Here is a 24,338-nt window from a genome sequence, read left to right on the forward strand (position 1 = left end):
CGCAGGAGTCTACGTGCGCGTCAGCGGCGCTCCTCGCGCTGCTTGCACTCCACGCAGAGGGTCGCCCGAGGGAACGCCTGGACGCGCGCCTTGCCGACGGCCTTGCCGCAGGACTCGCAGGTGGCGAACGTGCCAGCGGAGATGCGCGCGAGCGCGCGGGTGGTCTGCGCGAGCAGGTCGCGCGTGTTGTTCACGAGCGTCAGCTCCTGCTCGCGCTCGAGCGCCGACGAGCCGGAGTCTGCCTGGTCGTCGCCCGCTCCGTCACCGGAGTTGCGCAGCAGGTCGGACAGCTCGGCGTCCGCAGCCGCGAGCTCGCTCGTCAGCCGGTCGATGTCGCTGGTGAGCTCTTCCGCGATGTCCTTGACCTCGCGCGCGGTCCACGGCTTCTCGCCGTCGCGCACCGGGAACTGCTTGACCAGCTTGCTCAGGTCCTTGATGTCCGTGCTGACGTCGACCGCGCTGAGCGCGTCGTTAATGGCCACGAGCGGGCCCCCCTGTCCTCGAAGTCACGTGACTGTATGCGGGGACAGTCCGGGACACAACACGCCACGCCGGGTGAAACCCGGCGTGGCGTGGTGGAACAGTCGACCTGACCTGTGGTGATACAGGGCGAGGGTCCCGGCGGGTGGTCGCCGGACGCGATCGTCAGAGGTTCTGGGCGTCCCCGACCGTCTGCGGCTGGCCCGATCGCGGCGGCAACGCGTTGCCCCGGTTGTCGAGGTCGCCGAGCAGGTTCTCCAGGTAGCTCTTGAGACGCGTGCGGTAGTCCCGCTCGAACACGCGCAGCTCGTCGATCTTGCGCTCGAGGAGCGACCGCTCCTGCTCCAGCTGACCGAGCGTGCGCTGCGACGTCTCCTCGGCCTCGCGGACGATGCGGTTCGCCTGGCTCTTGGCCTCGCCCACCAGGCGGTCCGACTCTTCCTGGCCGCTGCGCACGTAGTCGTCGTGGAGCTTCTGGGCCAGTGCGAGCATCCCCGTGGCGGACTCGGGCTCGCTGGTCCGCTGGCTGCTCTGCACGGGCGCGACGATCGGCGCCTGCTGTGCGACAGGCGCAGGGATCACCGGTGCGGCGGCCGGGACGGGTTCGGGCGTGGGCTCGGGCTTCGGGGCCGGTGCGGCCTGCTGGGCGCCGGCACGGCTCAGCTCGGCGATACGGCGCTCAGCCGTAGCAAGCTTCGTCTTCAGGTCGTCGTTCTCACCCTGCAGGTCGCGCAGCGTGTTGACGACCTCGTCCAGGAAGTCGTCGACCTCGTCCTGGTCGTAGCCCTCGCGGAACTTCGTGGCCTGGAACTTCTTGTTCAAGACCTCGTCTGCGGTCAGCAGAGCCATCGTCATCACCTCAGTCGGTAGTGCTCGGTCGGGCCGGCGGCAGTCCACCGACCGCCTCGGGCCACGGTAGCGGAGAAAGCGGCGCGCGCACGTCCCCGTGACACGCATCAAGACGCGCGGGGGGTCGGATCAGATGCTGCTGAGGATGCTCATCAGGATGGAACAGCCCAGCACCAGCACGAGGAAAGCCAGGTCCAGCCGGACCGACCCGATGGCGAGCGGCGGCAGGATCCGCCGCAGCGCCTTGAGCGGCGGATCGGTCGCCGTGTACGTCGCCTCGGCGATCACCAGAGCGATACCGGACGGGTGCCAGTCCCGCGCGAAGAACTGGACCCAGTCCAGCACCAGCCGGATGAGAAGGAGGATGAAGAAGACGAGGACGACGTAGAACAGCAGGGCTGCGACGAGTTGCACGCGTCAGCTCTGGTTGTAGAAGCCCGCGCGCGTCGGCGGCTCGGCGACGGGGCCGGCGGCCTCGCCGGCGACCTCGACGTGAGCGGGCGAGAGCAGGAACACCTTGCTCGTCACACGCTCGATCGCGCCGTGCAGACCGAAGATCAGGCCCGCGGAGAAGTCGACGAGGCGCTTGGCGTCCGCGTCGTCCATGTCCGTCAGGTTCATGATCACCGGGGTGCCCTCGCGGAACGCCTCACCGATCTTGCGGGCGTCGTTGTACGAGCGAGGGTGGATCGTGGTGATCCGCCGGAGCTCGCCGGCGACGGGAGCGGCCTGCGGCGCGGCCTGCGTGGGCAGGCTCGTGCGCGTCGGCCGGTGCAGCGGCGTGACCTGGGCCTCGAACTCCTGCGGCACCGCGACCTCCTGGTCGTCTAGCTCTTCGAGGTACTCCTCGTGCTCCGACCGGTCGTCGGCCAGGCCGAGGTACAGCATCGTCTTGCGCAGCGCTCCGGCCATCGCGTTGGCTCCCTCCCCGGATCTCTCCGGACCACCCCGGAGCCCCTGCCGGTCCAGCCGGCGACGGTGGGCTCCCTCTGCCGGTCACGCTAGCAACGCCCCCGTTCCGCCCGCCTCGCGACACGCCCGACAGCCACGCGTAGTTGGGTGTTCACCTCAGATCCCTCACCACGACGGGCCGGACGACGCCGGCGAACCGGCCCGTGCGCTGCGAGCGCCGGAACGAGAACAGCGCCGGGTCCGTCCAGGTGTCTCTCGCCAGGTGCGTGACGTTCTCGACTCCCGCGGCGTCCAGCACCGCGGCGACGCCGGCGGGAAGGTCCAGCGCGGGTGTCCCCCACGACGTCGTCGCCCTCGTCTGCGGGATGACGGAGGCGACCTCGTCCTGCAACGCCGCAGGCACCTCGTAGGACTGCCCTGCGATCGCCGGTCCGATCGCGGCGCGCACCCGCCGGACGGCAGCACCCTGCTCGACCATCGCCGCGACGGCTGCCTCGACCACGCCGGCCACCAGCCCTCGGCGGCCGGCGTGCACGGCGGCCACGACGCCCGCCTCGGGGTCCGCCAGCAGGACGGGGACGCAGTCGGCCACGAGCACCGCCACCGCCACCTCGGGCGACACGGACACCAGCGCGTCGGCCTCGCCCACGGACGTGGAACCGGCCGCAGGTGGGTGCGACAGGACGACGACCCGGGAGCCGTGGACCTGCGTGGCGTAGGCCACCGCCGCACCGGCCCACCGCTCGAGGCCGGCCCGGTTCCGGTCCACGGCCGACGGGTCGTCGCCGACCGCGTAGCCGAGGTTCAGCGCGTCGTAGGGCGGGCGGCTGACACCGCCGCCCCGCGTGCTGAACCCCGCGCGCACGCCCGCGCCGAGGTCGACCTCGACGACGGGCGGGACGGCGGACCCGGGCCGCGCTCCGCTCACGGTCGGCTACTTGAGGAAGTCGGGCACGTCCAGCTCGTCGCGGTCGCGGTCGCGACGGGGGGCGTCCTCGGTGAAGATCCGCGGCACCTCCAGCGCGCCGGTGATGGGCGTCGGCTCGGCGTCGGTGGACAGGAAGGCCGGGACGTCAGGCTGCGTCGGGGCGGGGTTGTGGTTCTGCGCGTAGGCACCGACCCGCACCAGCTGCTCCTCCGGGTCGACCACCGGGCGCGGCGTCGGGACGTTCGGGGCGGCTGCGGGGACCTGCCGCGCCGAGTTGCCGCTGACCTGACCGAGTGCGCGCGCGTCCCGGCGGACCGTCGGCGAGCCCGAGTCGAAACCGGCCGCGATCACCGTCACCCGCACCTCGTCACCGAGGGCGTCGTCGATGACCGCACCGAAGATGATGTTGGCCTCGGGGTGGGCAGCTTCCTGGACCAGACGGGCCGCCTCGTTGATCTCGAACAGACCGAGGTCGGAACCACCCTGGATGGACAGCAGCACCCCGTGGGCGCCGTCGATGCTGGCTTCCAGCAGCGGCGACGAGATGGCCATCTCCGCCGCCTGCACGGCCCGGTCGTCACCGCGGGCGAAGCCGATGCCCATGAGGGCCGAGCCGGCACCCTGCATGACGGACTTCACGTCGGCGAAGTCGAGGTTGATGAGCCCCGGCGTGGTGATGAGGTCGGTGATGCCCTGGACACCGGACAGCAGCACCTGGTCGGCCGAGTGGAACGCGTCGAGCACGGACACGGAGCGGTCGGAGATCTGCAGCAGTCGGTCGTTCGGGATGACGATGAGCGTGTCGACCTCGGCACGCAGCGCCTCGATGCCCGAGTCCGCCTGCACGGAGCGGCGGCGACCCTCGAACGTGAACGGCCGCGTGACCACACCGATCGTCAGGGCGCCGAGCGAGCGGGCGATCCGGGCGACGACCGGCGCGCCACCGGTACCGGTGCCACCACCCTCGCCCGCGGTGACGAAGACCATGTCGGCGCCCCGCAGGACGTCCTCGATCTCGTCCTTGTGGTCCTCGGCGGCCTTCTTGCCCACCTCGGGGTCGGCGCCGGCGCCGAGGCCCCGGGTGAGCTCGCGGCCGACGTCGAGCTTGACGTCCGCGTCGGACATGAGCAGGGCCTGGGCGTCGGTGTTGACGGCGATGAACTCGACACCCTTGAGGCCGACCTCGATCATGCGGTTCACGGCGTTCACGCCGCCGCCGCCGATGCCGACGACCTTGATGACCGCCAGGTAGTTCTGCGGAGCTGCCACGGTGGGTGCCTCTCGTTCTGTGCCGGTCGCGGCCGGGGCCACGGGGTCCGTCCGCGGCCCGCACGGCGGCGGACGAGCGTCGGGGTGAAACCTTCACCCTCAACTTGAGGGTTATAGTTATGTCAGGTGCGTTGTCAGTGCGTGACGCTAGGTGTCGTCCGCACCTCGATCAACGACCGCGCCGCGCGTGTCGGGAGTTGCGCGAAGAATTACTCCCCCGAGCGGGGCCTGTCCGTCACTTCGTGATGGGCAGCCGAGGCGCGGAGACGTCGATGACGCTCGCCCCGGCTGCGGCCGGAGACGCCCGCAGGGCCGAGAGCACCGCGATCTTCAGCGGCGTCTGACCCGCACTCCCCCAGTCGACGCGCACCCCGTCGCGCAGGTTCATCGTCACCGTGTCCTGCGTGCGGGCCGAGACGTCGCCCACCTGGGCGAGCAGGTCCGGCGGCAGCTGCTGGAGCACACTCAGCACCGCGCCGAGCGTCCGCTTGTCCCCGACCGGCACGTCGACCACCGGCAACCCCTCGGGTGGGGCGTCGACGCGGCCCACCTGCACACCGTCCATGTCGAGCAGCGCAAAACCGGCCGGGCCGGTCTGCACCCCGGGCGTCTGGGCGCTCGGCTGCTCGGGGACAGCGGCGACGGGTTCACGGGCGACGAGCACCACGGCGATGCCGCGCGGCCACTCGCGCGTGACCCGCGCCTCCCGGACACCGGGCACCTCCAGCACGTCGTCGCGCAGCCGGACCGTGTCCAGGCGCGGGAGCGGCGTGGTCGCGTGCGCGCCGACGACGTCCAGCACCTGGTCGACCGCGACGACGGTCCCAGCGCCCTCGATGTGCACCTGCGCCGGGTCGAGGGCGAGCACCGGTGAGAAGAACAGCAGCCACCCGAGCGCGCCGGCCACGACCGTCGAGCCCGCGACCAGCAGCCCCTGGCGTCGCGCCAGGTTGCGACGGGCGCGCGAGCGCTCGGCGAACCGCGCCTCCGAGCTGGTGGACACCACAGGCGGCGCGACCGGCCCTGAATAGCCGCGCGCCCCTCCCGCGCTGTACGTGGTGACTGCGCGGCTGAAGGCTGCGGGATCCTCCTGCGGCACGGTGGCCGTCGGAGCGGTCACGGGCTTACCGCGGGACGCCGGCGTGGCGGCCGGGGTCGAGGCCGACGTGCGGCGCGGGGCGGCGGGCCGGCCGGGCGCCGGGCTGCGCGGACCGGCCGGGCGCGACGGGCTCATGCGCCCGGTCCGTCGCCGGCGAGCGCGTCGAGCACCACGGAGGCCAGCAGCGTCACGTCGCCCGCTCCTACCGTGAGCACGAGGTCGCCGGGACGTGCCGCCGCGGCGACGGCACGTGCAGCATCGAACCGGTCGGGCACGAACGACGCCTTGCCGGGCGTCGGGACGCTGTCCACGATCAGAGCGCCCGTGACCGACGGGTCCGGGTCCTCGCGCGCAGCGTAGACGTCCGTGACGACCACGACGTCCGCGAGGTCGAGCGCGGCGCCGAACTCGACCGCGAACGTGCGGGTGCGCGAGTACAGGTGCGGCTGGAACAGGGCGACCACTCGGCCGTCGCCGACGACCGAGCGGGCGCCGCGAAGCAGCGCCGCGACCTCGGTCGGGTGGTGCGAGTAGTCGTCGACCACGCGGACGCCGCCGACGGTCCCGCGATCCTCGAAGCGTCGACCGGTGCCGCGGAACGCCGCGAGACCGTCGGCCGCGTCGGGCACGCCGAGGCGCCGGGCGGTGGCCCACGCGGCTGCGGCGTTCAAGGCGTTGTGCGCCCCAGGGAACGCGAGGCGCACCGTGGTCGTCAGGTCACCGGCGGTGAGCTCGAAGGCCCACCGGCCCGCGTCGGCGCGCAGGTCGCCCACGACGACGTCGGCGTCCGGAGAGGTGCCGTAGGTGACGACCGTGACGTCGCGTCCCGCGAGCGTGTCGCGCACGCGGTCGACGAGCCGTGCCGCACCGGGGTCGTCGGCACACACGACGAGCGTGCCACCGGACCGGATGCGGCCGGCGAACTGGACGAACACGTCCTCGAACGCCTCCGTGGATCCGTAGTGGTCCAGGTGGTCCGGCTCGACGTTCGTGACGACGGCGACCAGCGGCGCGTACGCGAGGAACGAGCCGTCGGACTCGTCGGCCTCCGCCACGAACGCCGGGCCGGCACCGTCCCGGCCACCGCCGAGCGGCCCGTCGGCGGAGAACACGGTGCCGCCGATCGCGAAGGACGGGTCGGCGCCCGCGTGCAGCAGAGCGGTGGCGATCATCGCCGAGGTGGTGGTCTTGCCGTGGGCTCCGGCCACCGCGACCGCGTCGCGGTCGACCATGAGGGACGCGAGGGCCTCGGAGCGGTGCAGCACCCGCAGGCCGCGCTCACGGGCTCGGGCGAGCTCGGGATTGGTCTCCCTGACAGCCGACGAGATCACGACGGTGTCGGCGTCGTCGACGAGCGCAGCGTCGTGGCCGACGTGCACCGCGACGCCCGCCTGGCGCAGCGCGGGCAGGGCCGGGCCGTCGGCTGCGTCGGACCCGCTGACCGGGACGCCCCGGGCGGCGAGCAGCGCTGCGACCGCGGACATCCCCGCACCACCGACACCGACGAGGTGGACCCGGCCGAGATCGGTCGGGCGCTGCCCGGCACTCACGGCAGCTCCTTCTCGACCAGCCTGGCCACGCGGGCGGCGGCGTCTCGGACCCCGACGCCCGCAGCGGCGCGGCCCATGCGCTCGCGCGTCTCCGCGGCCCCGTCGCCGACCAGCAGGACGCGCAGGTGCGTGCGGATCCAGGCGGGGTCGAGGTCGGCGTCGTCGACCAGGAGCCCGCCACCGGCCGCGACCACGGCCGCGGCGTTCAGACGCTGCTCGCCGTTGCCGATGGGCAGCGGGACGTAGACGGCGGGGATGCCCAGCGCGGCCTGCTCGCACACCGTGCCGGCGCCGGAGCGCCCGACGACGACGTCGGCGACGGCCAGGGCGAGCTGCATCTGCGTCAGGTACTCCCGCACGTGGTACCGCTCGGCTCCGGGCACCCCGGCCAGCGCGGCCCGGACCGCGTCCGCCTTGCCGGCGCCCGTCAGGTGCAGCACCTGGACGCCCGCTGCCAGCAGGTCGGCTGCGGCTCCCGCGACCGCGGTGTTGACGCTCACGGCGCCGAGCGACCCGCCGGACACCAGGAGCGTCGGGAGGTCGGCGTCGAGACCGAGCTCGGCGGCGGCGGCGGCGCGCGTCCCCACGGGGTCGTCGAGGCGCTGCTCGACCAGCCGGGCGATCGGCGCCCGCAGCGGCAGGCCGGTGACCTGCGCACCCCGCAGAGCCGTGCCGGGAAACGTCACGGCGATCGAGCGTGCCCACCGGGCGCCCAGCCGGTTGGCCAGACCCGGGCGCGCGTTCTGCTCGTGGATGACGACCGGGATGCCCCGGCGCCGGGCCGCGAGGTAGGCCGGCGTCGCGACGTAGCCGCCGAAGCCCACCACCACCTGCGCGCCGGACTCGTCGATCGCGGTCCCCGCGGCCCGGACCGCGTCACGCAGGCGCCCCGGCAGCCGGAACCAGTCGAGAGTGGGTCGGCGCGGCAGCGGGACGCGCGGGACGACCGCCAGCGGGAGGCCGTGCTCCGGGACCAGCCGGGACTCCAGACCCTCGGCGGTGCCGAGCACGGTGAGCCGGATGGTCGGGCGTCGGCGACGGAGCTCGTCGGCGACCGCCAGCAGCGGGTTGACGTGCCCAGCCGTGCCGCCGCCTGCGAGCAGCACCGAAGGCGCTGACCGGGCGTCAGCCACGAGACCGCCCGATCACGGCCAGCGACCGACGGACCACCCCGGGCCGGGCCGCGAGCGCCTCCGCCGCACCGGGTTCTGAGCGCGCGAACGAGATGAGCACCCCGAGCGCGGCCATCGTCATGATCAGCGCCGAGCCACCCGCGGAGACCAGCGGCAGCGGGATGCCGATCACCGGTGCCAGGCCGATCACCACGGCGACGTTGACCATCGCCTGGCCGATGATCCAGCACAGGATCGCGCCCGTCGTGATCTGGACGAAGGGGTCAGGGTGCCGACGGATCACCCGGATCATGGCGAACGCGAGCAGACCGAAGAGGCCGAGGACGAGCAGGGTGCCGATGAGTCCGAGCTCCTCACCGAGGATCGCGAAGATGAAGTCGTTGTGCGCCGCCGGGAGGTAGGACCACTTCTCCCGGCTCTCCCCCAGGCCGAGCCCGCCCCAGCCGCCGCTGGCCAGTCCCCAGGCGCCGTGCAGGGTCTGGTAGCACGCCGACGCGGCGTCGCACTCGTTGGAGAGCCAGGACGTGATCCGGTCGGTGCGGTTGGTGCTGGTCGTCGTGAGGAAGGCGGTCAGGCCGGCGGCAGGCAGCGCGGCGAACGCGAACATGCGCATCGGGACCCCGGCCACGAACAGGGCGCCCGCGACCAGCATGATGAGCACCATGGCGGTGCCGAGGTCGTGCCCGGCGAGGACGACGAGGATCGCCACTCCGGCGACGGGCACCGCGGGGATCATGGCGTGCTTCCACTGGCGCAGCAGCGGCAGCTTGCGGGTCAGGACGGCGCCCAGCCAGATGGCCAGCGCGAGCTTGATGGTCTCCGACGGCTGCGCGGAGAAGCCCGGGAGGCACACCCAGTTCTGGTTGCCGCCGGCGCCGCAGCCGAGCGGGGTGAACACGGCCATCTGGAACGCGATCGAGAACGCCAGCGCCGGCCAGGCGATGGTCTTGAAGAACCTCACGGGCGCCCGGGACAGCCCGAACAGCAGGGGAAGACCGATGAGCGCGTACTTCGCCTGGTCGAGGAACACCGCGTACGGCGAGTCCCCGTCGTCGAGCGACTCCACGCTCGAGCTGGACAGGACCATGACCAGCCCGATGACGAGCAGCAGCGCGGTCGCGCCGATGAGCACGTAGTAGCTGGTGACCGCACTGTTCCACTGCCCGAGCAGCGAGCCTGTAGAGGAACCCGCCTGCGGGGGGCGCTCGCGGGAGGCCGCGCGGGGACGCCCTGTCGTCGTCGTCATCGCTCCTCCTCCCGGCGCGTCACTCGTCCCCGCCGAGGGCCCGCACGGCAGCGGCGAACTGCTCGCCGCGGGCGGCGTACGACGTGAACTGGTCCATCGACGCGCACGCGGGCGCGAGCAGGACGGTGACCGGGCTCGACGCGCGGGGGTCGGAAGCGAGCCTCCTGGCCTCGTCCACGGCGCGGTTCATCACCGGGCCAGTCTCACCGGCGTCGACCTCGACCACGGGGACGTCGGGTGCGTGTCGGGCGAGAGCGTCACGCAACGGTGACCGGTCGACGCCGATCAGCACCACGGCCCGCAGGCGGTCGTGCCGGGCAGCGACGAGCTCGTCGAACTGCGCGCCCTTGGCCAGGCCGCCCGCGATCCAGACCACGCTGCCCGCCGGGAACGCTCCGAGGGCCGCGGAGGCTGCGTGGGCGTTCGTCGCCTTGGAGTCGTCGACGTAGGCGGCGCCGTCGACGACGGCGACGGTCGCGAGCCGGTGCTCCCCCGGTCCGTAGGCGCGCAGCCCCTCGCGGATAGCCGCCGGGGTGACGCCGTGCGCGAGAGCGAGCGCGGCAGCCGCGAGCGCGTTGGCGACGACGTGCGGCGGCACCGTGCCGTCCGGGCCGGCCAGCTGGGTCAGGTCGTCGAGCGTGCCCAGCTCGGCCGCGTGCGTGTGCCTGAGCCGCGCGAAGCCGCGGTCGACCATGACGTCCTCGACCAGGCCGACCTGCCCGACCAGCGGTGTGCCGGTGGTGAACCCGACGGCGACGCAGCCGTCGACGACGTCCGCCTCCCGGACCAGGTCCAGCGTGGCGCCGTCGGCGAGGTTGTACACGCACGCCACCTGGGCGCGCTCGAAGATGCGGCCCTTGTCGGCGGCGTAGGCGTCGAGCGACCCGTGCCAGTCCAGGTGGTCGGGTGCGATGTTGAGCACCGCAGCCGCCTGCGCGGACATCGAGGACGTGTGGTGCAGCTGGAAGCTCGACAGCTCGACGGCGAGGACATCGAGCGTCGGGTCGGTCGCCGCGAGCACGACGGGGGTGCCGACGTTGCCGACCGCCACGGCGTTCTCCCCGGCGGCGCGCAGGATCGACTCCAGCATGCCCACGGTGGTGGTCTTCCCGTTGGTCCCCGTGACCGCGAGCCACGGCGCCGGCCCGCCCCCGCCCGCGCGGCCGACGCGCACGTGCCACGCGAGCTCGACCTCGCTCCACACGGGCACGTCGTGCTCGCGGGCGGCGACGAGGAGCGGGTGGTGCGGCGGCAGCCCAGGCGATGCGACGACGAGGTCCGCCCGGTCCAGCACGGTGCCCGCGAGCAGCTCGGCGGGGCCGATGACGTCCTCCGCGTGGTCGTCGACCGGCACCACGCGCGCACCCCGGGACGCCAGGATCTCGACCGCGGCGCGACCGGAGACCCCGAGCCCGGCGACGACCACCAGGGCGCCCTCCAGCACGAGAGAGGCCACCTACCCGGCCACCCACTCGGCGTAGAAGATCCCGACCCCGAGCGCGACGAACAACCCGGCGATGATCCAGAACCGGATCACGATCGTCACCTCGCCCCACCCCGACAGCTCGAAGTGGTGGTGCAGCGGCGCCATCTTGAAGACACGTTTCCCGGTCAGCTTGAAGAAGCCGATCTGGATCACGTCCGAGAGGACGACGAGCACGAACAGGCCGCCGATGATCGCCGCGAGGATCTCGGTGCGGGACAGGATCGACAGGCCGGCGAGCGCACCGCCGAGCGCGAGCGAGCCGGTGTCTCCCATGAAGATCTTGGCGGGGCTGGCGTTCCACCAGAGGAAGCCGAAGCACGCGCCCGTGATGGCCGCCGCGACGACCGCGAGGTCCAGCGGGTCCCGCGTCTCGTAGCACTGCGGCCCGGCGCTGGCCAGGAACTGGCAGCTCTGGTTGGACTGCCAGACGCCGACGATGACGTACGCGCCGAACACGATGAGGGAGACGCCGGTGGCCAGCCCGTCGAGGCCGTCGGTGAGGTTCACCGCGTTGGACCACGCCGTGATCAGGAAGTTCGCCCAGATGACGAACAGGATGGTGCCGACGGTCACGCCCCAGGTCGCGAGGTCCAGGTTGGTGTCGCGGATGAAGGAGATGTGCGTGGACGCAGGCGTGCGGAACTTGTCGTTGGGGAACTGCAGGGCCGCCACCGCGAACGTGATGCCCACGATGCCCTGGCCGATGATCTTCCAGCGTGCGCTGAGACCGAGGCTGCGCTGCCGGGAGATCTTGATGAAGTCGTCGAGGAACCCGACGACGCCGAGCCCGGTCATCAGGAAGAGGACGAGGACGGCCGAGGCGCTCGGCGCGGTCCCGGTCACGATCAGGCCGCTGACCCAGCCCGCCAGCGTCGCGCCGATGATGACGACGCCACCCATGGTCGGGGTCCCGCGCTTGGTGAAGTGCGCGGTCGGTCCGTCCTGCCGGATGAACTGGCCGTACTGCTTGTGGACCAGGAAGCGGATGAACAGAGGCGTGCCCAGCAGCGCGATGAGCATCGCGAGGCCACCGGAGATGAGGACCGCCCTCATCGGGCGCCCCCCTCGACCAGGGTGTCGCCGAGCTTCCAGAGGCCGGCGCCGTACGACGACTTCACCAGCACCACGTCACCGGGCCGCAGCTCGCTCTCGAGGAAGGCCGTCGCCACGGCGAGGCCGTCCGCGAGCACCACCTCGTCACCCCACGACCCCTCGTGGTTGGCGCCGTCGCGGATGGCCCGCGCACCGTCGCCGACCACGATCGTCAGGCCGATGTTGAGCCGGACGCACAGCCGCCCGATGGCGTCGTGGGCCTCGCGCGCGTCGGGCCCCAGCTCGAGCATCTCGCCGAGCACCGCGATCGAGCGCCGGTCCCGTCCTGCCAGCACGGCGAGCGCTTTGAGCGCCGCGCGCATGGAGTCCGGGTTGGCGTTGTAGGAGTCGTCGACGACGGTGACGCCGTCGGGCCGGTCGACCACGTGCATGCGGTGCGGGCTCAGGGCGTCCGCGGCGCTGAGCCCGGCAGCGACCTCGTCCAGGTCGAGCCCGACGGCGAGCGCCGCGGCCGCGGCGCCGAGGGCGTTGTGCACGTGGTGCTCGCCGACAAGCCGCAACGACACCTCGGCGGTGCGCTCGGTCTCGCCCCGCTGCACGAGCGTGAACGCCGCCCGCCCGGTGCGGTCGAGGCGCACGTCACGCACGCCCACCGTCGCGTCCGGGGCGGCGCCGAACGTCACGACGTCGCCGGGAGCGAGCGCCGCCATCGCCGACACGCGCGGGTCGTCGGCGTTGAGCACGGCCACCCCGTCCGCGACCAGGCCCTGCACGATCTCCGCCTTCGCGACGGCGACCGCGTCGATGCCTCCGAAGCCACCGAGGTGCGCGTGCCCGACGATGAGGACCACCGCGACGTCGGGCGGCGCGACGTCGGTGAGGTAGGTGAGGTGACCCGGGCCGCTGGCGCCCATCTCGAGCACCAGGAAGCGCGTCGACTCGTCGGCGCGCAGGACCGTCAGCGGCAGACCGATCTCGTTGTTGAACGAGCGGACCGGTGCGATCGTCGGCCCGACGCTCCCGCACAGCTGCGCGAGCAGGTCCTTGGTCGTGGTCTTGCCGACCGACCCCGTGATCCCGACGACGCGCAGGTCGCTGCCGCCGGGCTCGAGCGCGACCTCGCGCAGGCGCTCCAGCACGACGCGCGCCAGGTCACCGAGGGCCTTCTCGACGTCGGTGACGACGACGCTCGGCAGCACCTGCCCACCGGACCCGATGACGTCCCGCGCCGCGAGCACGAGCGCGGCTCCGGCGGCGACCGCCACCGCGGCGTAGTCGTGCCCGTCCACGTGCTCGCCCGGCAACGCGACGAACAGGCCGCCGGTGACGTCGTCGCGCGAGTCGACCACGACGGGTCCGCTGACGACGAGGGCGGGCTCGGTGGCCGCTGCACCGCGCAGCACACCGCCGGTTGCGGCCGCGATCTCGGCCGCCGTCAGCGCGATCACGCGCGCTGCTCCCGCCGGCTGGTGCGCGCTGCGATCAGCACGTCGCGGTCGTTGTACCGGTGGAACACGCCGGCGATCTCCTGTGTCGGCTCGTGACCCTTGCCCGTGATGATCACGGTGTCCTGCTCGGAGGCGAGGTCGAGGGCGTCGCGGATGGCCTGTGCGCGGCTGGTGGCCTCGTGCACGTCGACCAGGTCCGGCCGCTGGAGCCGGACCCCGTCGAGGATGGCGGACCTGATGGCCGCCGGCTCCTCGGAACGCGGATTCTCGTCCGTGACGACGATCACGTCGGCGAGCCGTGCGGCGATCTCGCCCATGATGGGGCGCTTGCCCTGGTCGCGGTCACCGTCGGAGCCGAACACGAGCACGAGCCGGCCGGGCGTGATCGGGCGGACGGCGTCGAGGGCCAGGACGAGCGCATCGGGGGTGTGGGCGTAGTCGACGATCGCCAGGGGGAAGCCGTCGCCCCGCTCGATGACCCGCTCCATGCGTCCGGGGATCTCGTGCGCGACGGCCACCGCGGCGATGGCCACGTCGAGGTCCACCCCGGCCGCGTGCGCCAGCACGATGGCCAGCGCCGCGTTCGAGACGTTGACCCTCCCGGGAAGCGGGCTCGCCGCCTGGTGCTCCGCGCCGTCCGGACCGCGCAGGGTGAACGTGGAGCCGACACCGTCGAGACCGATATCGGCGGCGATCACCGCCCAGTCCGCGTCCTCGCCCTCGGGCTCTCCGACGTGCGTCGCCACGGACTCGACGGGGATCGGCGACTCGGCCACGAGCCTGCGACCCCACTCATCGTCCACGACGACGACCCCACGACGCGCCTGCCCGACGGCGAACAGCCGCGACTTGTCGCGGAAGTAGCCGTCCATGTCCCCGTGGAAGTCGAGGTGGTCCCGCTGCAGGTTGGTGAAGCCGACGACGTCGAACGTCAGCCCGCCGACCCGTCCGAGCGCGAGCGCATGAGAGGAGACCTCCATGGCGAGCGCCGTCGCGCCCCGCTCGACCGCCAGCGCCAGGATCGCCTGCAGGGCGGGCGCCTCGACCGTGGTCCGGGGGCTCTCGACGGCGTCCTCGCCGATCCGCAGCTCGACGGTGCCGAGCACGGCGGTCGTCGGATGCACTGCCCGCAGTGCGGCGTCGAGGAAGTAGGCGGTGGTGGTCTTGCCGTTGGTGCCCGTGACGCCGACCGTGATCAGCCGCTCCCCCGGTGCGTCGTGCGCCCACGCGGCGACCGGTCCGGCGATCGCGCGCGGGTCCTCGGCGATCAGGACGGGGATCCTTCGGGCGAGGCCGGACTCCTCCAGCCGCGCGGCGCCGGCCTCGTCCGTGAGGACCGCCACGGCACCGGCGTCGACCGCCTGCGCGGCGTAGGCGGCGCCGTGCACCTGGAACCCCGTCACCGCGACGAAGACGTCACCCGCGACCACGTCGCCGCTGGCCAGGCTCACCCCGGTCAGCACGGCGTCGGCCGCCAGCGGCGCACCCCGCGCGACCAGGCCGAACGTCGAGAGGAGGTCGGCGACCACGTGGGCCGCGGGATGCAGCGGACGCATCCGAGCGGGGGTCGTCATGGGGAGAATCTACCCTGCACAGGGCAGGCCGCCGCTTCTCCGTGACGCCTCACGGATCCGTCACCACGTCGTCGGGAAGAGCGTCCCGGGGGTGCCCGACGGTGCGATGCCGAGCTCGCTGAGCGTGTACCCGGCGACGTCGCTGAACACCGGTGCCGCGACGGTGCCGCCGTACACCGAGGTCTTCGGGTTGTGCAGGATCACGGCGACCGCGATGCGCGGGTCGTCGGCGGGCGCGACCCCGATGAACGACGACGTGATGCCCTGCACGCCACCGACCCAGTTCTGCGCCGTCCCGGTCTTCCCCGCCACCTGGTAGCCGGGGATCGCCGCGTGCGCGCCGGTGCCGTCGTCGACCACGCTCTGCATCATCGTGAGCACGGTCTTGGCGGTCTCCGGGGACACCACCTGCGTGGAAGCCGGCGCCGGCGCGGGGGTGTAGGTCCCGTCCGGAGCCGTCCAGCCCTTGACGATGTGCGGCTGCACGCGCACACCGCCGTTCGCGATCGTCGCGAACACCTGGGTCGCCTGCAGGGCCGTCACGGACACCGCCTGGCCGAACAGGACCGCGAACTTGTCCCGCCGCTGCCAGCTCTCGACCGGGTGCAGGATGCCCGCGGACTCCCCCGACATCTCGACGCCGGTGCGCGCACCGAAGCCGAACTTCGCCAGATAATCGTACCGGGTCTGCACGGGCAGATGCTGGCCGATCATCACGGTGCCGGTGTTCGAGGACTCCGAGAGCACCCCCGTGGTCGTGAGCCGAAGGACGCCGTGCTCGTGCGAGTCCTTGAATGTCTCCTTGCCGTCGGGCGAGTACGTGTACGGGACCTCCCACTGCGAGAGCGGGTCGGCGATCTTGTTGTCGAGGATGGCCGCCATCGTGATGACCTTGCCCGTCGAGCCCGGCTCGAACACGTCGGACACGGCACTGGACAATGACCCCGACGCCTCGCCGGGGTGGTTCGGGTCCACCGACCCCGAGTCCGCGAGCGCGTAGATCTCACCGGTCGTGGTGTCCATCACGATCAGCGAACCCGACGACGAGCCGGTGGCCGCGACCTGCGCGTCGAGCGCCGACTGGGCCTTCCACTGCACGTCGGACAGCAGCGTGAGCTGCACGGAGTCACCCTGGGTCGCCGGGGTGTCCTCGGAGTACCCGCCGGGGATGGCCTGTCCCTTGCGCCCCCGCTCGTAGGTCTCGCTCCCGGCCGTGCCCGTGAGGCGCTCGTCGAGCGAGGCCTCGAGCCCGGCGAGCCCGACGCCGTTGGAGTTGACGAAGCCGACGACGTTCCCCGCGAGGTTGTTGTTCGGGTACACCCGCTCGGCGACCCGGTCGACGTTGACGCCGCTCAGGCCGAGCGCGCGGACGTCGCGTGCCACCTGGGGCAGCACGCCCTTGCGGATGTAGACGAACTGCCGGTCGCCGACGAGCGCACCGCCGAGCTCCGCGGCGTTCATGCCGAGCAGCGGGGCGAGCATCGCTGCGACGCCCGCAGCACCGTCGGGGACGTCGGGGTCCTCCGAGCCCTTGAAGTTCGCGACCAGGCGCTGGTTGACCGAGATCTCGTACCGCTCGACCGACGTCGCCAGCGGCGAGCCCTCGGCGTCCGTGATCTCGCCGCGGCCGCCGAGCAGGGTGATCGAGGTGAGTCGGGCGTTGCGCGCGTCCTCCGCGATGCTCGCCCCCCGCAGCCCCTGGACATACACCAGGCGCCCGCCGAACACGGCGAGCGCCAGGATGACCAGAGCGGCGAGGAACGCCATCCGCCGACGGGACCCCGGCTGGACCGGGACCGCCGGCGGCCTCCCGCCCCGGGTGCGCGGAGGCACCTCGACCGTGCGCGGACCGGTCGAGGGCCGCTGACGCGGGACGGTCGCGCCGGCGGCGCGGTTGCCCGCCGAGGGACGACGGGTCTGCTCGGTGCGGGCGCGCGGGCGCGCGACCGGTGTCGTCATCCGCCGGCTCCCGCCGGCTCGGGGACGCCCTGCACGCTGCCGTCCGACAGCCGCAACCAGCCGGTGCCGTTGGTCGGGACCATGCCGAGCGCGGCCGCGGCCGCGGCGAGCTGGGTGGGCGACGCCTTGGCGTCGAGCTCCGCCGTCAGGTCCTGCTGGTCCTGGTTCAGGCGCCCCAGCTCGTTGGACAGGTCGTACTTGGCGTACGCGCTGGCGGCCATCGAGGTGTTGAGGAGCAGTGCGGACAGGAGCGCTCCGGCGAGGACGGCCATGCAGGCAAGGATGAAGGGAACTCGCGTCCGAGCGTGCTCCGGCGCGCGGACGACGCGAAGACGCGGTGCGGGCGCTGTCGTCCCCGTGGTCGGGCGCGGTCGGGACGGTGCCGGGTAGGCGGTTGCTCGGGCAGCGGTCTGGGCGCTCATGCTGCCCTCCTTCCGGTCTGGCGTGGCTTGAGGTGGTCGGGAGTGGGACGGACGCGCTCGGCGGCGCGGAGCCGGACCGACTGCGAGCGGGGGTTGTGCGCGAGCTCGACGTCGTCGGCCTCCTCGGCGCCACGGGTCACCAGGCGCAGGAACGGGGCGTGCGTCTCGGGCTCGACGGGCAGGTCCGGCGGGGCGCTGGACGTGGCTCCGACGGCGAGCGCCCGCTTGACCGCACGGTCCTCGAGCGAGTGGTACGCCTCGACGACGATGCGCCCGCCGACCGCGAGGGCCTCGATGGACTGCGGCAGCGCGCGCTCGAGCACCTCGATCTCGCCGTTCACCTCGATCCGCAAGGCCTGGAACGTGCGCTTGGCCGGGTTCCCGCCGGTCTTGCGCGTTGCCGCGGGGATGTTGGCGCGCACGATGCTCACCAGCTCACCGGTGCGCTCCAGCGATCGCCTGGCCCGCTGCGCGACGATCGCCCGGGCGATGCGCGGAGCGAACCGCTCCTCGCCGTAGACCCGCAGGATCCGCGCGAGCTCGCGCTCGTCGTAGGTGTTGAGCACGTCCGCCGCCGTCTGCCCGGTCGTGGCGTCCATGCGCATGTCGAGCGGTGCGTCGGCCGAGTAGGAGAAGCCGCGCTCGCGCTCGTCGAGCTGCAGAGACGAGACGCCGAGGTCCATGAGCACGCCCTGGACGCCCCTGATCCCCAGCCGGTCGAGCACGTCGTTGATCTCGTCGTAGACGGCGTGCACGCCGGTGAAGCGGTCACCGAACGGCGCGAGCCGTCGGCCGGCGAGCTCGAGCGCCTGCGTGTCGCGGTCCAGACCGACGATCCGGACGTGCGGGAACGCCTTCAGGACGCCCTCGGTGTGGCCGCCCATGCCGAGCGTCGAGTCCACCATCACGGGGTTCTCGACGTCGAACGCCGGGGCCAGCAGGTCGAGGCAGCGCTGCAGCAGAACCGGGGTGTGCCGGGAGGCAGCATCGTCCGAGGTGTCCCCGGTCGTGTGCTCGGTCATCGCTGCTCCCCTCCCCAGGTGGCACGGATGCGTGTGGTCAGGCGGCCCCTCCGCCGTCCGACCAGATCCCCCACCGACCCTCTGACACCGGGGAAGTGCGTCAGAGATTCGGGGGGAGGTCTTACCGGGCGGCGATGCTGTGGGCCTGATCTGTCAGAAGGGACCGTTCGGGAAGACCTCCTCCGCGGTGTCGGCGTACCCGGCCTCCTGCTCGGCCAGGTACGTCTCCCACGCGGTGAGGTCCCAGATCTCGACCCGGGTACCGGTGCCGATGACGGCGACGTCGCGCTCCAGCCCCGCGTACTTGCGGAGCATCGGCGGGATGGAGATGCGTCCCTGCTTGTCGGGCAGCTCGTCGCTGGCGCCGGACAGGAAGACACGCAGGTAGTCGCGAGCCTGACGGCTGGTGACCGGAGCCTGCCGGAGCTGGTCGTGCATGCGCTGGAACTCCTGCATCGGGAGCAGGAAGAGGCAGCGCTCCTGGCCGCGGGTCATGACCAGGCCCGGGGCGAGCTGACCGCGGAACTTGGCCGGGAGGATGAGCCGGCCCTTCTCGTCGAGACGCGGTGTGTACGTGCCCAGGAAGGGCGCGAAGGAGCCGAAGACGCCGGCGGACGACTCATGCGTCACCCCGCCCCCCTCCGGTCCCGCGCTGCGACTACGTGTGGCTGCTGGTGCGACTCTCCCCGCCTCACCACGTGCCTCCACGGTACTCCACTTCGCTCCACCAGCAACCCGAGATGCAGGTTATTCACCCGATCGTAGGGATATATCTGCAGGTCACAGCGGTGGTGCAGAGTGGAGGGAAACTGGCCACCCTGGCCGCACCGGGGCGTGTCGGCGGACTGATCAGACGCCAGATCCGGGAGTGATCAGACGAATCCCCCACGACTGCTCGTCGGCCGCCGCTGCGCCGCGCAGGTGGTGGAGCGAAGTGGGGGGCCAATGGGCGATGAACTCCAGGCGCCCGACCTTTACGATCGGACCCAGATCCGCCAAAGGAGGCGTCATGCTGCAGGCCGTCCCGTCCACGAGCGAGCTCGAGGACGTCGTCGACACCACCCGCCGGATGCGCGCGGCCGTCGAGGGCGTGGTCACCGGTCGCCCCGAGCTCGTCCGGGTCACCGTCGCGGTCCTGCTCGCCGAGGGGCACCTGCTCCTCGAGGACGTGCCGGGAGTCGGCAAGACCACGCTCGCCAAGGCGCTCGCCAAGACCATCGACTGCACGGTCGGCCGGATCCAGTTCACCCCCGACCTGCTGCCCTCGGACCTCACGGGCGTCAACATCTTCCGGTCGCAGACGCACGAGTTCGAGTTCCGGCCGGGGCCCGTCTTCGCGCACGTCGTCATCGGCGACGAGATCAACCGCGCCTCCCCGAAGACGCAGTCGGCGCTGCTCGAGTGCATGCAGGAGGCGCAGGCGACCGTCGACGGCCGGACCTACCCGCTGCCGCGACCGTTCCTGGTCGTCGCCACCCAGAACCCCGTCGAGATGGAGGGCACCTACCCGCTGCCCGAGGCGCAGCGGGACCGGTTCATGGCCCGGCTGACGGTCGGCTACCCGAGCATCGAGTCCGAGCTCGACATGCTCGACCTGCAGGAGACCTCCGACCCCCTCGACACCCTCCGGCCCGTGACCGATGCCGCGCAGGTGAAGGCACTCATCGAGACCACCCGCCGCTTGTTCGCGGCACCGGGCATCAAGCGGTACGTGGTCGACCTCGTGACGGCGACCCGCGAGGACCAGGGCCTGCGCCTCGGCGCCTCCCCCCGAGCGGCGATCCAGCTGTTGCGGGCCGCCAAGGCGCTGGCCGCGATGGACGGCCGCGACCACGTGCTGCCCGACGACGTCCAGCAGCTCGGCGTGCCGGTCCTCGCGCACCGGCTCCTGCCGAGCACCGAGTCACGTCTCTCCGGGCGCAGCACGTCCGACATCGTCACCGACATCCTCGACCGGGTCCCGCTCCCGTCTGCGGCGGCCACCGCGCGCTCTCGACGCGCGACCGGCTGATGCGCCTCCGACCGACGCCGCGCGGCATCGCGCTCGGACTCGCGGGCATCGTGGCCCTGCAGCTGGGCGTGGTCCTCGGCGCGGTCGACCTGGTCCGCATCGGGACGCTGACGCTGCTGCTCGTCATCGGCGCGGCCGTCGCCGTCGGTGTGCTCGACCCGGGCCGCGGCAAGCACCGGCTCAGCGTGCAGCGGCACGCGGTACCCAACCCCGTGCACGCGGGCGAGGAGGCGCAGATCGAGGTCGTGATCGCCGCGACCGACCCCGCCGCGCGCGTCCGGCTGGCCGGTCTGAAGTTCGCCGAGCAGGCAGCAACCGAGCTCTCCGGCGGCCGACCGCTGCGTGCCCGGGTGACCCGCGCCCCGCGCCGCGTCACCGTGACGTACACGGTGCAGGCCGCCCTGCGCGGTCGCTGGCCGCTCGGTCCGCTCGTCGTGACCCGCAGCGACCCGTTCGGCGTCGTCCGCACCTCCGCCACGCTGGGCGAGCAGGCCGAGGTCTCCGTCTGGCCGGCCGTCGTCCCCCTGCCGACACCGAGCGACGTGCTGGTCGGCGAGCCCGACCGCGTCGCTCTGGGTGCGCGGAGCCCGTCGACCGACGACGCCTCGCTGCGCGACTACCGCGAGGGCGACGACCTGCGGCGCGTGCACTGGAGCAGCAGCGCCCGCAAAGGTGCGCTCATGGTCCGTTCCGACGAGCGCGCCGGGATGCGCCCCGTGTCGGTGCTCCTGGACCTGCCCGCCCGCACGACGAGCCTGGAGTGGTCGATCTCCCTGGCCGCGTCCATGTCGCTGGCGATGCTCGACGGCGGCCATCCCGTGCGCCTGGTCAGCGGTGGGCGGGACACCGTCGCCGGGTCCCCGCTCGCCTTCGTGCACGACCGTTCCGGCCCGGGCGCCCGCAGCGCCCTGCTCGACCGCACCATCGACCTCGAGGCGCCTCGCACGGCGATCCAGGGCGAGGCCGCACTCGTGTCGGCGGCGCACCTCCTGCACACCACGGAGGCGGGCGGTGAGATCGTGCTCGCGGTGCTGGGCCCGCTCGGCGCCTCCGCACGTGCTGCCCTCGCCCACGTCGCCGACGCCGCCCTGGCCTGGGCCGTCGTCCGCGCCGACACACCGGCGCAGGAGGCGGAAGCCGAGCACACGATCAAGGCGCTGCGGCGCGCCGGGTGGCGCGCGTGCCGGGTGACGCCCGGCGAACCGATCGTCGACTGCTGGCTGCGTCTGCTGGGGTCGGCCCAGTGACCGGCCGCCTCCAGCGCATCCCCCGGGGCCCCCGGTCGGCCCTCGGCTCGGCCCTGTGCGCGGCCGCGACCTGCGCCAGCCTGTTCGCGCTGACCGGCCTGATCGTGCGCGGCGGCTGGCTCGTCGCCGCGTGGCTGATCGTCCTCGTCGTCGCCGCGGTCGTGATCGGCGTGCGCGCCGTGACGCGGTCCTGGTGGGCTCCCACGCTCGCCGGCACGATCGTCGCCGTCGGCATCGTCCTCGTGCGGTACGGGGCACCTCCCGGACGGCTCCAGGTGCTGCCTGACGCCGACTCGGTGGACCGGACCCTGGCGACCGCGCGCGAGGGCGTCGCCGTCATCAACGCGTCGCTGGTGCCGATGGTCGGCGTGCGACCCGCCGAGCTCCTGGTCGTCGTCGGCGCCCTCGCGGTCTTCCTGCTGGCCGACCTCCTCGCGATCGGCCTCGGCGCTCCCGCGCTGTCCGGTCTCGCGTTCGCCGCCCTCTGGGCTCCCGCGATCATCCTCGGGTTCCCCGCGAGCGGCTGGTCGATCGCCTGGACAAGCCTGTTCTACCTGCTCCTGCTCGCCCTCAGCGCGGCACCTGCGACGGCGCACAGCGACCGGGGGCGACGGGCAGGCGTCGCGGTCCTCTGCTCGGTGGCACTGATCGTGGCGACCCTCGTCGCCGGTCCCGCGATTGCCGCGTTCCCCGGCTGGGCGACCATGAGCATGCCCAGCTTCGGAACCGGTCCCGTCGGCCCCATGTCCCTCGGCGACGACCTCGACCTGCGCGACAGCCTGGGCACCCGTTCCGGACAGATCGCGCTGCGGTACTCCATCACGCCGGTGGAGGCCGACCCGGGAGCCGACCCTGCACCCTCCCCCAGCGCGTCGAGCGACCTCACCGTCTCCGCCAGCGAGGTCGGGCCACTGCGAGCCTTCACACTGACCGCGTTCAACGGCAAGAAGTGGGCCCGGGCCGACTCGCTCGACCTGACCACCTGGGACCCCGCAACTCTCCTGTCGTCCGACCCTCAGATCCGCGGCTCGGCACCGGACGCGCAGCGCGGCTCGCTCGCGAACGTCCAGGTCGAGGTTGCCAACCTGCGCGAACGGCGCCTGCCCGTGACCACGTTCCCGCGCACCGTGAGCGTGAGCGGCGGGTGGCAGTACGACCCTGTTCGCGACGAGGTCATCGGCCGGCGCGGCACCTTCAACGGCATGACCTACGCGATGCAGGTCGAGATTCCCTCCCTCACCAAGGACGACCTCGTCGACGCGGAGGTGGGCGACCCCGACGACGGCGGCGCGTCGCTCGAAGTGCCGCAGACCAGCCGCTCCCAGGACGTCGCCGCGCTGGCACGCGAGATCACCGCCGGGGCCTCCACCCCGTACGAGCAGGCGATGGCGCTCCAGACGTTCTTCCGCGCCACGTCGAACTTCACCTACGACACCCGTGTGGCACCCTCCCGCACCAATGACACAGTGTGGGACTTCCTGCGTTCGACCCGCGGGTACTGCGTGCACTTCGCCACCTCGATGGCGATCATGGCCCGCACGCTCGACATCCCCGCCCGCGTCGGCGTCGGGTACCTGCCCGGCGAGTCCGACCGCAACGGCACCTTCGTGGTCTCCGGCCAGCGGTCGCACGCCTGGCCAGAGCTGTTCTTCGAGGGATACGGGTGGGTCCGGTTCGAACCGACGCCCGCCGTGCAGACGAGCGCACCGCCGCGCTGGGCAGACCCCTTCACCGGCATCTCCGCACCCGACAGCCTGCCCGACGAGGTCGTCCCGGTGCCCGCGCCCGGCGTCACGTCGTCCACAGCACCGGGCGGCCAGTCCTCGTCGTCCGGCACGCAGGACGAAGACCAGGCCTGGCTGCCTGTGGCGATCACCGTCGCGATCGTGCTGGCCGTCGCGTCGCTCGTCCTGACGTTCGTCCGGCGCCGCGCGACCCTGCGCGGAGACCTGACACCCGAGCGTGCCTGGCTGCGCGCCCGCCGCCGACTCGGCGCCCGAGGCGTCACCTGGACGGACGCCGACTCACCGCGCACCGTGGTCGCGTCGGTGCACGAGCAGCTGCGCCAGGCGGCGGGAGCCCCGCTGACGGGGGCGTCGGCCGAGGCGTTGGAGTCGTTGGCCAGGACCGTCGAGCGCGAGCGCTACGCGCGGGTCCAGCCCGACGTGGACCCGGCCGAGCTGGCCGGGTGGGTGGACGAGATGATGAGCGGGGTCGAGACGCTGCTCAGCGACCGCTCTCGCCGCGGCGCCGTTCCCAGCGCTCCTCGAGACGAGACATGAAGCTCGACTTCTGACGAGCCGTCGGCGTCGCCGGCTTCACCTGACCATCGCTCTGCACGACTCCGCGCGGCCCGGACCGGTGCCCGGTCGAGCGGTGCGGTGCGGCGAACGCGTACGCCACGGCGGCGAACATCACGACGAAGCCGATGACGCCGAGCCACGGAAGGCTGTTCGCAGCGCCGAGGACGAGCAGTAGCAGACCGACGGACGCACCGACTCCCGCGATGACGTATCGGCCGAACGGGCGGTGCCCGCGCTGGGTCAGCGTGTTCGCGAGCCGAGGATCGTCAGAGGTCAACTGCCGTTCCATCTGCTCGAGCACGCGCTGCTCGTACTCGGAGAGAGGCATCCTGACCCCCGTTGTCAGC

At 72.7% G+C, this 24,338-nt stretch carries 22 protein-coding genes; 3 read left to right on the forward strand and 19 right to left on the reverse strand.

Annotation, left to right across the window (positions count from 1 at the left end):
- Positions 1-20 precede the first annotated feature (20 nt).
- The 18 genes from ASG23_RS04520 to mraZ all read right to left on the reverse strand — a co-directional run bounded on the left by ASG23_RS04520 (position 21) and on the right by mraZ (position 19,060).
- A complete protein-coding gene (locus ASG23_RS04520) occupies positions 21-482 on the reverse strand; it encodes a TraR/DksA family transcriptional regulator (RefSeq protein ID WP_056020926.1) in 462 nt (153 codons plus the stop codon).
- A gap of 163 nt (positions 483-645) precedes the next feature.
- Complete coding sequence (locus tag ASG23_RS04525) at positions 646-1,329, reverse strand: DivIVA domain-containing protein (RefSeq protein ID WP_056022553.1); 684 nt, start codon at positions 1,327-1,329, stop codon at positions 646-648.
- 129 nt (positions 1,330-1,458) lie between these two features.
- The gene (locus ASG23_RS04530; protein WP_056020929.1) at positions 1,459-1,743 is read right to left on the reverse strand and encodes a YggT family protein; all 285 of its coding nucleotides are present in this window, start codon (positions 1,741-1,743) and stop codon (positions 1,459-1,461) included.
- Between the two features lie 3 nt (positions 1,744-1,746).
- The gene (locus tag ASG23_RS04535; RefSeq protein WP_056020932.1) at positions 1,747-2,241 is read right to left on the reverse strand and encodes a cell division protein SepF; all 495 of its coding nucleotides are present in this window, start codon (positions 2,239-2,241) and stop codon (positions 1,747-1,749) included.
- 151 nt (positions 2,242-2,392) lie between these two features.
- Positions 2,393-3,169, reverse strand: a complete 777-nt coding sequence (gene pgeF, locus ASG23_RS04540; RefSeq protein WP_056020935.1) for a peptidoglycan editing factor PgeF — start codon at positions 3,167-3,169, stop codon at positions 2,393-2,395.
- Between the two features lie 6 nt (positions 3,170-3,175).
- Positions 3,176-4,438, reverse strand: a complete 1,263-nt coding sequence (gene ftsZ, locus ASG23_RS04545; RefSeq protein ID WP_056020938.1) for a cell division protein FtsZ — start codon at positions 4,436-4,438, stop codon at positions 3,176-3,178.
- Between the two features lie 235 nt (positions 4,439-4,673).
- On the reverse strand, positions 4,674-5,672 hold the full coding sequence (locus ASG23_RS04550) for a cell division protein FtsQ/DivIB (protein WP_082515825.1): 999 nt from the start codon (positions 5,670-5,672) through the stop codon (positions 4,674-4,676).
- Entirely contained in the window at positions 5,669-7,087 is a 1,419-nt protein-coding gene (gene murC, locus ASG23_RS04555; protein WP_056020941.1) for a UDP-N-acetylmuramate--L-alanine ligase, read from the reverse strand. Before murC ends, ASG23_RS04550 begins: the two co-directional genes overlap by 4 nt.
- Positions 7,084-8,190, reverse strand: a complete 1,107-nt coding sequence (gene murG / locus ASG23_RS04560; protein WP_056022557.1) for an undecaprenyldiphospho-muramoylpentapeptide beta-N-acetylglucosaminyltransferase — start codon at positions 8,188-8,190, stop codon at positions 7,084-7,086. The genes murC and murG overlap by 4 nt, the downstream gene beginning before the upstream one ends.
- Positions 8,191-8,212: 22 nt before the next feature.
- Positions 8,213-9,466 carry a putative lipid II flippase FtsW gene (ftsW, locus tag ASG23_RS04565; RefSeq protein WP_056020944.1) on the reverse strand — a complete coding sequence of 418 codons (1,254 nt, stop codon included), beginning with the start codon at positions 9,464-9,466 and terminating at the stop codon, positions 8,213-8,215.
- Positions 9,467-9,485: 19 nt separating this feature from the next.
- Entirely contained in the window at positions 9,486-10,922 is a 1,437-nt protein-coding gene (gene murD / locus ASG23_RS04570) for a UDP-N-acetylmuramoyl-L-alanine--D-glutamate ligase (RefSeq protein WP_056020947.1), read from the reverse strand.
- A complete protein-coding gene (gene mraY / locus ASG23_RS04575) occupies positions 10,923-12,005 on the reverse strand; it encodes a phospho-N-acetylmuramoyl-pentapeptide-transferase (RefSeq protein ID WP_056020952.1) in 1,083 nt (360 codons plus the stop codon).
- Complete coding sequence (locus ASG23_RS04580) at positions 12,002-13,453, reverse strand: UDP-N-acetylmuramoyl-tripeptide--D-alanyl-D-alanine ligase (RefSeq protein ID WP_056020955.1); 1,452 nt, start codon at positions 13,451-13,453, stop codon at positions 12,002-12,004. The genes mraY and ASG23_RS04580 overlap by 4 nt, the downstream gene beginning before the upstream one ends.
- Positions 13,450-15,027, reverse strand: a complete 1,578-nt coding sequence (locus ASG23_RS04585; protein WP_056020958.1) for a UDP-N-acetylmuramoyl-L-alanyl-D-glutamate--2,6-diaminopimelate ligase — start codon at positions 15,025-15,027, stop codon at positions 13,450-13,452. Before ASG23_RS04585 ends, ASG23_RS04580 begins: the two co-directional genes overlap by 4 nt.
- 60 nt (positions 15,028-15,087) lie before the next feature.
- A complete protein-coding gene (locus tag ASG23_RS04590) occupies positions 15,088-16,986 on the reverse strand; it encodes a peptidoglycan D,D-transpeptidase FtsI family protein (RefSeq protein ID WP_056020962.1) in 1,899 nt (632 codons plus the stop codon).
- The gene (locus ASG23_RS20475; protein WP_235520881.1) at positions 16,983-17,258 is read right to left on the reverse strand and encodes a hypothetical protein; all 276 of its coding nucleotides are present in this window, start codon (positions 17,256-17,258) and stop codon (positions 16,983-16,985) included. Before ASG23_RS20475 ends, ASG23_RS04590 begins: the two co-directional genes overlap by 4 nt.
- A gap of 146 nt (positions 17,259-17,404) precedes the next feature.
- A complete protein-coding gene (gene rsmH, locus ASG23_RS04600; RefSeq protein ID WP_056020968.1) occupies positions 17,405-18,430 on the reverse strand; it encodes a 16S rRNA (cytosine(1402)-N(4))-methyltransferase RsmH in 1,026 nt (341 codons plus the stop codon).
- Between the two features lie 153 nt (positions 18,431-18,583).
- Positions 18,584-19,060 (reverse strand): division/cell wall cluster transcriptional repressor MraZ, encoded by a 477-nt coding sequence (gene mraZ / locus ASG23_RS04605; RefSeq protein ID WP_055921977.1) that lies wholly within the window; start codon positions 19,058-19,060, stop codon positions 18,584-18,586.
- A 379-nt stretch (positions 19,061-19,439) separates the two neighbouring features.
- On the opposite strand from mraZ, the gene ASG23_RS04610 reads away from it, so the two are divergent.
- Genes ASG23_RS04610 through ASG23_RS04620 form a run of 3 tightly spaced genes read left to right on the forward strand, consistent with a single transcriptional unit; the run spans position 19,440 to position 23,970 of the window.
- Positions 19,440-20,441, forward strand: coding sequence for an AAA family ATPase (locus ASG23_RS04610; protein ID WP_056020971.1), 1,002 nt, complete (start codon positions 19,440-19,442; stop codon positions 20,439-20,441).
- A complete protein-coding gene (locus ASG23_RS04615) occupies positions 20,441-21,688 on the forward strand; it encodes a DUF58 domain-containing protein (protein ID WP_056020974.1) in 1,248 nt (415 codons plus the stop codon). The genes ASG23_RS04610 and ASG23_RS04615 overlap by 1 nt, the downstream gene beginning before the upstream one ends.
- On the forward strand, positions 21,685-23,970 hold the full coding sequence (locus ASG23_RS04620; protein ID WP_056020977.1) for a transglutaminase family protein: 2,286 nt from the start codon (positions 21,685-21,687) through the stop codon (positions 23,968-23,970). Before ASG23_RS04615 ends, ASG23_RS04620 begins: the two co-directional genes overlap by 4 nt.
- Here ASG23_RS04620 and ASG23_RS04625 read toward each other — a convergent pair.
- The gene (locus ASG23_RS04625; RefSeq protein ID WP_056020978.1) at positions 23,915-24,319 is read right to left on the reverse strand and encodes a DUF3040 domain-containing protein; all 405 of its coding nucleotides are present in this window, start codon (positions 24,317-24,319) and stop codon (positions 23,915-23,917) included. The two genes, ASG23_RS04620 and ASG23_RS04625, sit on opposite strands and share 56 nt — an antisense overlap.
- Positions 24,320-24,338 lie beyond the last annotated feature (19 nt).

The organism is Cellulomonas sp. Leaf395, from assembly GCF_001424125.1.
Classification (GTDB): Bacteria; Actinomycetota; Actinomycetes; order Actinomycetales; family Cellulomonadaceae; genus Cellulomonas.